This window comes from Aeromonas taiwanensis (assembly GCF_000820165.1).
Taxonomy (GTDB): Bacteria; Pseudomonadota; Gammaproteobacteria; order Enterobacterales; family Aeromonadaceae; genus Aeromonas; species Aeromonas taiwanensis.
In genome coordinates this window covers 1-8,448 of the sequence record NZ_CDDD01000016.1, presented here as the reverse complement: position 1 = coordinate 8,448, position 8,448 = coordinate 1, and the positions used below count along the sequence as shown (strand labels likewise).

7 protein-coding genes and 2 pseudogenes are annotated in these 8,448 nt (G+C 64.3%); all 9 read left to right on the top strand.

Annotation, left to right across the window (positions count from 1 at the left end):
- A pseudogene (locus BN1136_RS20350) lies at positions 1-187 on the top strand (transglutaminase family protein); the annotation flags it as partial.
- Between the two features lie 28 nt (positions 188-215).
- Positions 216-917 carry a proteasome-type protease gene (locus BN1136_RS03480; protein ID WP_043761263.1) on the top strand — a complete coding sequence of 234 codons (702 nt, stop codon included), beginning with the start codon at positions 216-218 and terminating at the stop codon, positions 915-917.
- 83 nt (positions 918-1,000) lie between these two features.
- Positions 1,001-1,486 (top strand): YqhA family protein, encoded by a 486-nt coding sequence (locus BN1136_RS03475; RefSeq protein WP_043761265.1) that lies wholly within the window; start codon positions 1,001-1,003, stop codon positions 1,484-1,486.
- Between the two features lie 117 nt (positions 1,487-1,603).
- The gene (locus BN1136_RS03470) at positions 1,604-2,053 is read left to right on the top strand and encodes a hypothetical protein (RefSeq protein WP_043761268.1); all 450 of its coding nucleotides are present in this window, start codon (positions 1,604-1,606) and stop codon (positions 2,051-2,053) included.
- A gap of 4 nt (positions 2,054-2,057) precedes the next feature.
- Positions 2,058-5,027, top strand: a complete 2,970-nt coding sequence (locus BN1136_RS03465; RefSeq protein WP_043761269.1) for a YncE family protein — start codon at positions 2,058-2,060, stop codon at positions 5,025-5,027.
- Positions 5,027-5,863: an FTR1 family iron permease gene (locus BN1136_RS03460; protein WP_043761270.1), complete on the top strand. Its 837-nt coding sequence runs from the start codon at positions 5,027-5,029 to the stop codon at positions 5,861-5,863. Before BN1136_RS03465 ends, BN1136_RS03460 begins: the two co-directional genes overlap by 1 nt.
- A gap of 57 nt (positions 5,864-5,920) precedes the next feature.
- Entirely contained in the window at positions 5,921-7,342 is a 1,422-nt protein-coding gene (locus BN1136_RS03455; protein WP_043761271.1) for an FAD-dependent oxidoreductase, read from the top strand.
- A gap of 48 nt (positions 7,343-7,390) precedes the next feature.
- Entirely contained in the window at positions 7,391-7,951 is a 561-nt protein-coding gene (locus tag BN1136_RS03450) for a hypothetical protein (protein WP_043761272.1), read from the top strand.
- A 179-nt stretch (positions 7,952-8,130) separates the two neighbouring features.
- Positions 8,131-8,448, top strand: a pseudogene (locus tag BN1136_RS03445) (hypothetical protein); the annotation flags it as partial.

The window sequence follows — 8,448 nt, the reverse complement described above, 5'->3', positions numbered from 1 at the left end:
GATAGAGGCGCGCTGGCACACCTTTGACGTCACCAACCAGGCCTGCTCCCCCAGCGAGCATCTCAAGCTCGCGGTCGGCATGGACTATCTGGATGCCTGCCCGGTGCGCGGCGTGCGTTACGGCGGCGGGTGCGAGCAGTTGCAAAGTCACGCCAGCGTGACCCGCCTGGATGGGCAACAGCAATGAGACGCACAGTTCAGGCGGGAGCACTGCCATGACCTACTGTGTCGCCATGTGCCTGCAAGACGGCATGGTCTTCGCGTCCGATTCGCGCACCAATGCGGGGGTGGATCACATCGCCACCTTCCGCAAACTGCACCTCTTCACCGGGGAAGACAGGGTGATCGTGCTGCAAAGCGCGGGCAACCTGGCCACCACCCAGAGTGTCATCAGCCTGCTGACACAGAGGCAGGAGCTGCTCACCCTCCCCAGCCTCTACGAAGCCGCCGCCCTCATCGGCCAGACCATACGCGCCGTCATCAGCCGGGATGGGGGCCAGCAGCAGGGCCATGTCAACTTCGGTTGCAACATCCTGCTGGGGGGGCAGATCCGGGGGGAGCGCCACCGCCTGTTCCACATCTACCCGGAGGGCAACTTCATCGAGGCGAGTGCTGACACCCCCTACTTCCAGATAGGGGAGAGCAAGTACGGCAAACCCATCATCGATCGCATCATCACCTTCGAGACGCCGCTCCAGACCGCCATGCAGTGCGCCCTCATCTCCATCGACTCGACCCTGCGCAGCAACCTCTCGGTGGGGCTGCCCCTGGATGCCATGGTCTATCCCGAAGGGAGTTTCTCGGCGGCCAGCCTGCACCGCATCACGGAGCACAACCCACACTTCCTGGCCTTGCGCAAGGCCTGGGGCGAGGGGCTGCAGCACCTGTTCCGGGGCCTGCCCCCCTTCCCTCTCTGACCCGGCCGGGCAGGCGCCAAGGCGCTTTCCCGGCCCCCTCTTTCCGGATATTCTTGCCTCCTTCCCCCTCGATGGAGTTTCCCATGCGCCGCTTCAACGTCATGCTCAATGGCAGCCGGTTGATGATGTTCCCCTTCTATGTCTGCATCCTTGTCTGTGTCGCCCTCCTGATGGTGAAGTTCGCCATGCAGCTCTATGCCCTGTGCCGCGACATCATCGACATTCACTACCTGGATCTCATCACAGGGGTGCTGACCCTGGTGGACTTCGTGCTGGTGGCCCAGATGCTGATCCTGGTGGCCATCTGCGGCTATGTGCAGTTCATCAAGACGCCGGAGCAGCGGGCGGCCCTCGGCGACAACTGGCTCAGCAAGATCAACTTCGCGTCCCTCAAACTCATCGTCATCAACTCCCTGGTCACCATCGCCGGCATCGAGGTGCTCAAGGCCTTCCTGACCGACGGTACCGGCAACGAGATCGAGATGAAGTGGTCCGTCATCGTCTTCCTGGCGTTCTCGGTGGCAGCCCTCATCTATGCGGTGACCGAACGGCTGGCGGATCACAAATAGACCCCTTTTCATTCAGGATCTATTCATCAAGCGCCGAATTGATAACTCTTTTCATTACCCTTTCCCCATTGTAAACTTGCTCGCCCCGGGCGGAACTGCCCGGGTGCTGGAGCACCCATGACAAGCCTCTCCCTCTCACCGCGACATGTCTGGCACTGGCTGGCCTATCATCATCAGGCCGCCGAGGGCGCCCTCTACCTGATGTTTTTCTCCGGCCTGCTGCTGTGGGAGCCCCTGACCCCGGCCTGGTCCCTGGCGCGCTGGAACCTGTTTCTCCATCTGGTGCTCTCGCTATCCCTGTTTCCCCTGCTGTTCGGCGCCTTCTGGCTCTCCCATCGCAGCCTGCTGCGCAAGAGCCGCAAGCCTTTCCTGCGCACCACGGGGCGCATCATCGAAGGCCTGCTGCTGGTGTGCCTCGCGAGCGGCCTGCTGCTGGTGCTGCACGGCACCCCGGGCGACAGCCTCGGCAACCTCGCCAGCTGGGCCCACTGGCTGAGCGCCCTCGCCCTCACTCCCCTGGTGCTGCGCCACGCCTGGCGCTGGACCATTTTGACATGGCGCGCCTGATCTTATGTTGAAGTTGTTGTTGTCTCTGATGATCGCCGTCCTCTTGCTGGGAACCGCCTCGGCCCAGGAGATGGGCTCGGCCATGATTGCCTATGACGAGGGGCAAGCCCCTCGCCTGCTGGTGGCCAACCTGGGCGCCAGCTCCGTCACCCTGCTGGAGCGAGACACAGGCAAGCGCCTCAAGGAGACCCGCTTTGGCGGTGATCTGCGCCAGATTGCCCGTGCAGAGAACGGCACCCTGCTGGTGACCGACTACACCGGCGATCGCCTGCTGCTGCTGGACGAGGATCTTGACCTCGAGAAGGCGATCCCTACCGGGCACAGACCCTACGGGGTCATCTACGATCCCAAGCGCCGCTGGTTCTGGGTCACGCTGTTCGAGGGGGGGCGCCTTCAGGCCTATGACACCGCAGGCAGGCTGCAGCTGGACGCCGGCACCGCCGAGACGCCCCGAGGGTTGGCATTGACCGACGACGATCGCCTGCTGCTGACCCACGCCATGACAGGCCAGCTCGCCATCTACGATCTCACCAAGCTGGAGGGCGGTGCCAAGCAAGCCGTCCTGCCCACACCGCGCCTGATCACCCTGGCCGAGACCCACAGCGACACCCCGAGCGACTCTCAAGGCTTGCCGCGCCTGCTCGACGGCATCGCCCTCTCCCCCAATGGCCGCGAAGCCTGGCTGCCCCACGTGCTCTGGAGCTTCGACCACCCCTTCCAGTTTCAGAGCACCGTCTTCCCGGCGGTCTCCATCATCGATCTGGATGAAGAGAAAGAGCGGGTCGATGAAAGAAAACAGCTCTTCCTGCAGATCAACCTGCCGAGCGTCGGCAACCGCAGCCAGATCGTCTCCAACCCGTTCGCGGCGCGCTTCGCTGCCGACGGCAAGCGGGTCTACCTGACCCTGGCGGGCTCGGAAGATCTGCTGGTGTTCGACCTCTCCCGCAGCGGCAAATCCAACAGCAACCGCCACAGACGCAAGAAATTCCAGGGGGGCGCCAAGGCGACCCAGCTCCTGCGCCACCTGCCAGGGCAGAATCCGCGCGACTTGCTTGTCGATGGCGAGCACATCCTGGTGCACAACGCCATGGGGCAGGATCTCACCCGCCTCAGCACAGGTGGCAGCAGCCCCTTCGCCCGGGTCACCGTGGATCTGCCCCACTTCGCCAGGCTGGTGGCAGCCGATCCCCGCCCCGAGCCCCTCAGGCGCGGCGAACGGCTGTTCAATCTCGGCAACACCGCGGCCAATAGCCGCTTCCCCATGGCCGGGGACAACTGGATGAGCTGCAACTCCTGCCACCTGGACGGATTCAACTTTACCAACCGCCACCTGATGGCGGCCCATCGCCAGAAAAGCGCTGACAATGCCATCAACGGCCACGCCAACCTCGCCAACATGGTGGCGGGTGACTTTATCGGCGAATACCTGCGCATGACCCAGCAGACCCAGGGCGGCATGGGCCACGACGGTCGCGACGGCGCCGAGCCGGTCGACCCCGCGAGGCCCCAGCCCGAGGTACGGGCGATGATGGAGGAGTTGCACGCCTTCGTGACCAGTGATGGCAACCTCCCCTATCTCGCCAACTGGCTGCGCCTCGACGCCCCGAGAACCGATCCCGCCAAGGCGCCCACCACCCACCCGAAAGAGTGGCTCAACTCCGCCTCCTGCCAGAACTGCCACCAACAGGCGTTTGCGGACTGGAGCGAGAGCAACCACCGGCTGATGGGCAACTCCCACCCCTACTACAAGGTGGTGCAGGCCCTGGCCCGCGAAACAGAGGGGGAAGCCTTCGGTCAATGGTGCCAGGGGTGTCACATGCCCCAGCAGGTGCTGACCGGCCAGATGGATCTGCCCAAGGGTTCCCACATGTTCGAGCAAGGCGGCGCCTCGCTCATTGCCGCACACAAAGCAGGCGAGCCCGTGGTGGAAGAAGGGACCGGCTGCGTGCTCTGCCATCGCATCACCAAAGTGGAAGATGCGGGCGGCAACAGCGCCTTTACCGTGAATCTGAAAGACAGGGAGAGCTATGTGTTCGAGGATGCCCCGGGGGGCAGTCTCAAGCACTGGCTGGCAGAGCGGCAGATCAACGCCCGCCCCGCCATGCACAAGGCCTCCTACCAGAAGGATTTCTACCGGGATGCGGCCCTGTGCAAGTCGTGCCACAACGAGTTTGCCCCGGGCACCGGCGCCAACATCGTCAACACCTGGGACGAGTGGGAGAGCTCCAGCTTCGCCAAGGCGGAGGACCCCGCCAAGCGGCGCACCTGCATCGACTGCCATATGAACCCAACTCCGGGTAATGGTGGAGATGCGGTGGCCGGCCAGTCCACCGAAAACGGCACCATGAAGGCGCGGCTCTATCGCCACAACTTCACCGGCGCCCAGCACCAGCTGGTGGGGCTGCGCAATCCCGCGCTCGAGCAGGAGAGCCTGGCGCTCTTGCGCTCAAGCGCCACCCTCTCCGCCCGCATTGAAAACCAGGGTGGCCAGCCCGCGCTGGTGGTGCGGGTCACCAATGTTGGCGCGGGCCACGCCCTGCCCACCGGGGTTGCGGATTTTCGCGAGCTCTGGTTGGAACTGACCGTCACCGACGCCAGGGGCCGCGTGGTGCTTGCCAGCGGCCAGCCGGTGGATGGCGCCGTCCCTGAGGATGCACGGCTCTTCAGAAAAGTGTTCGGCGATGCCGAGGGCAAGCCGGTGGGGCTCAAGTTCTGGCGCTACGCCAAACTGCTGGAAGACACCCGCATCCCGGCCGATGGCTGGCGCGATGAAGCCTGGCCGCTGCCAGCGGATGCCCAGGGGCCCTTCAAGACCGATATCAAACTCAATTTCCGCACCTACCCCAAGTGGGTCAGTGATGCGGTGCGCGCCGCCGAGCCGAGCTTGCCGGCGCCACCCATAGTGCAGCTCAACCGGTTGCAGCTCACCCTGCAATCCCTTCCCGTTACGCCCGACACGGAGCCTCGAACCTGATGTTTGCAAGTTTTCTCATTACCCTGCGCGAGGGGCTGGAAGCCTTCCTGCTGGTGGGCATCTGCCTCTCCTACCTCGCCAAGCTGGGGGCGAGCCGCCACAACAAGTTCATCTATCTGGGGGTCGTGCTCGGCCTCATCGCCTCCCTGGCCGTGGCCTTCCTGTTCCAGGTGGTGGTGAGCCAGTTCGAGAGCGAACGCTACAACCACTTGCTGATGGCGGGGATCCTCATCTTCGCCACCCTGGTGCTCAGCTACATGGCGGTCTGGATGCAGAAGCAGGCCAAGTCCCAGGTGGGGGCCATGACGGCGCGCATCGACGCCGCCATCGACACCGGCAACCTGCTCGGTCTCGCCCTGCTCGCCTTCCTCGCCGTGATGCGCGAGGGGTTCGAGACGGTGCTCTTCTTCTCCGCCCTGGTCTACTCCGGGCAGGGGGTAGATCTGCACGAGGGACTGATGGGAGCGCTGGGGGGCCTGCTGCTCTCCATGGTGCTGGTGTGGGGGCTGCTACGCTCCACCCGCAAGGTGGCCCTGGCCCCCTTCTTCCGCTGGACCGGCCTGCTCATCATCATCATCGCCGCCGGCCTGCTCTCCTCCGCCGTCAACATGCTGCAGGCGGCCGGCGTCATCACCCTCTGGACCGCGCCTGTGTTCAACATCAGCCATGTTCTCGACGATCAGGGCGTCTTCGGCACCTTCCTGCGGGCCCTGTTCGGCTACAATGCCTCCCCGGCCGGCCTGCAGCTGGCGACCTGGCTGATCTATCTGGCGGTCTTCGTCACCCTCTGGCATCGCAACTACAGCCCAAAGCCTGCGCCGGTCGCCCAGGCTTGAGCCACCTTTTCAACATGGGGCCGGCAGGCCCCTTTTCTCGTTTGTGGATAGATATCGATGGCCGATAACAACAAGAAAATTGCGGTGCTGGGGGCCGGTCCCGCCGGTCTGATGACCGCCTGGCGCCTCTGCCAGGCCGGTTTTGCGGTCACCCTGTTCGAGCAGGAACCGGTCGTGGGCGGCATGTGCGCCACCCAGACCTTCCAGGGGCGCGACGGCGAGTATCGCTTCGACTACGGCGGTCACCGCTTCATCACCAAGAATCCCGAGCTGCTCGCCTTCATCGACGAGCTGATGGGAGACGATCTGCTCCACGCCGAGCGAAAGAGCGTGATCCGCTTTGGCGGGCGCACCTATGACTACCCCCTCAATCTGCCTAACCTGCTGAAGACGGCGCCGCTGGCCCTGATGGCCGGTGCGGTGAAGGATCTGCTGCTCCTGCCCTTTGCCAAAAAGCCCGAGGATTTCGCGAAAGCCAGCTTTGCCGAGTGGATCCAGAGCCACTTCGGCCGCACCCTCTACCGCCAGTTCTTCGAGGGCTACACCGCCAAGCTGTGGGGCATCAACCCGGACCAACTTTCTGCCGACTGGGCCGGCCAGCGCATCAGCCTGATCGATCTCAAAGACGTGGCACGCCGCCTGCTGCCAAGGCGCAACGGCAGCCTCTCGGTGCGCACCTATGCCCGCAAGTACCGCTACCCCAAGTACGGCTTCGGCCAGATCTTCACCACCCTGGGGGAACGGCTGGTGGCAGAGGGCGTGGCGCTCAAGACCGGCGCCACCATCACCCGCCTCGAGCAGGTCGATGGCCGTGTTGAACGGGTCTATTGGCAACAGGAGGGGATCGATCAGAGCGAGCGCTTCGATCAGGTGATCTCCACCCTGCCGCTGCCGCTCACCTGCCGGCATCTGGGCTTGCCGTGCGATCTCCACTACCGGTCGCTTCGCTTCGTCAATATGCCCCTCAAACAGGAGAACCTGTCGGACAACACCTGGCAGTACCTCTCTGACCCCCATATCCTGGCCACCCGCTTGCAGGAGCCGCGTCGGCGCAGCCCCTTTATGGCGCCGATGGGGCAAACATCCGTGATGCTGGAAATCCCCTGCAATCCGGGGGATACCACCTGGCAGGCGCCGCTCTCTGATCTGCGCGACCGGGTCACTCAGGATCTGGCGAGCCTCGGCGTCGATACCCAGAAACTTGGCGATGAGACCTTCGAGGCACGCAGCGAATACGCCTATCCGCTGATGGACCTCGGTTATCAGACCAGACGCAACGAAGCCATCCAGGCCCTGATGCCGATCACCAACCTCATCATGACCGGCCGTCAGGGGACATTTCGCTACATCTTCACCGACACCGCCATGGAGATGGGGCTGATGGCAGCGGACATGGTGATCGACGGTGTAGACAGACGCCACGCCATCTATAACCATCGCAACGAAAATACCGTGATCGAGACCCAGAGCGTGGCCTGAGCGGCCGCGCCATTGGCATAACCTCTTGGCATAAGTAAGGAGAACAGGATGACCATACGCCCGGGTTTACTCGCCCTCACCCTGCTGTTGACCCTCAGCGGACAAGCACAGGCTTACTCCTACGCCGCCGCCGGCAAGGAGCCGCTGATCGACGCCCGCGAACAGCTGCTGACCGCCGCCAGTGACGGCCAGGATGCCAGCGAGACCCTCAAGGGGATCGCCGAGGAGCTGGCCTATCTGGAAGAGCACCACAAGGTCGATCTGCAAGCACCGCTGGCCGCCGCCATCCAGGCCAAGGATGCCGACGCCACCGCCGCCCTGCTCAACCGCGCCTACAAGGCGGAGATCGAGCGCCGCCTCGAGGGGGCGGCCCAGAACCTCGGCGACTACCAGACCGCCAAGGTACTGGTGGTCAAGAGCAAGCGCTTCCTGGATCTCATCCTCCCCTCCCTCAATGAAGGGGATCGCAAGGCCGCGGATCAGGCGCTGGCCAGGGTGCTGGATGCCATCGGCAACCCGGGAGTGTTCGGGGTGGGGGCCAAGCCCGCCGACCCAGCCGCCTTTAGCGATGCCGAGAAGGCGCTGATGGCCGTGCTGGCGCCGCTCTGATGGCCACCAGCCAACCACTGCGCCACCTCGCAATGACAAACGGCGGGTTTCGCTGCGCGCTACCCACCCGACGCACGGCCTGCCGATAGATGCCCCCGGACGCCGGTTTGCCCCCTTCCCCCCTTGCGGGAGAAGGGGGGCGTCATCAGGGTCGATTACGCTTCGTTAATGGACCCTACCTGCTGCTCCTGCTGCAACTGGCCTGGCTTGGCTGGCTGCTGGCCTTCCCGGTGGCCCTCGATTCCGACGATGCCCTGAACTTTGCCCACGGGGTGGTGCGCTTCAGCGTGCTGGAGTTCTCCCCCCACTTCCCGGGCTACCCCGCCTTTATCTGGCTGGCGCGCCTTATCAACCTGTTGGTAGACGATCCGGCCCGCGCGGTGCAGTGGGCCAGCCTCTTGGGCACAACGCTGATAGCGCCCCTCGCCGCCTTGCTTGCGGTGAGGCTGTGGCAACGGCCAAGCCTGCTGGCGCCGGTCTGGCTGCTGGTGCTGGCC

Coding starts and splice junctions, on each gene's coding strand:
- BN1136_RS03480 (WP_043761263.1), top strand. CDS start 216: ATGACCTACTGTGTCGCCATGTGCCTGCAAGACGGCATGGTCTTCGCG.
- BN1136_RS03475 (WP_043761265.1), top strand. CDS start 1,001: ATGCGCCGCTTCAACGTCATGCTCAATGGCAGCCGGTTGATGATGTTC.
- BN1136_RS03470 (WP_043761268.1), top strand. CDS start 1,604: ATGACAAGCCTCTCCCTCTCACCGCGACATGTCTGGCACTGGCTGGCC.
- BN1136_RS03465 (WP_043761269.1), top strand. CDS start 2,058: ATGTTGAAGTTGTTGTTGTCTCTGATGATCGCCGTCCTCTTGCTGGGA.
- BN1136_RS03460 (WP_043761270.1), top strand. CDS start 5,027: ATGTTTGCAAGTTTTCTCATTACCCTGCGCGAGGGGCTGGAAGCCTTC.
- BN1136_RS03455 (WP_043761271.1), top strand. CDS start 5,921: ATGGCCGATAACAACAAGAAAATTGCGGTGCTGGGGGCCGGTCCCGCC.
- BN1136_RS03450 (WP_043761272.1), top strand. CDS start 7,391: ATGACCATACGCCCGGGTTTACTCGCCCTCACCCTGCTGTTGACCCTC.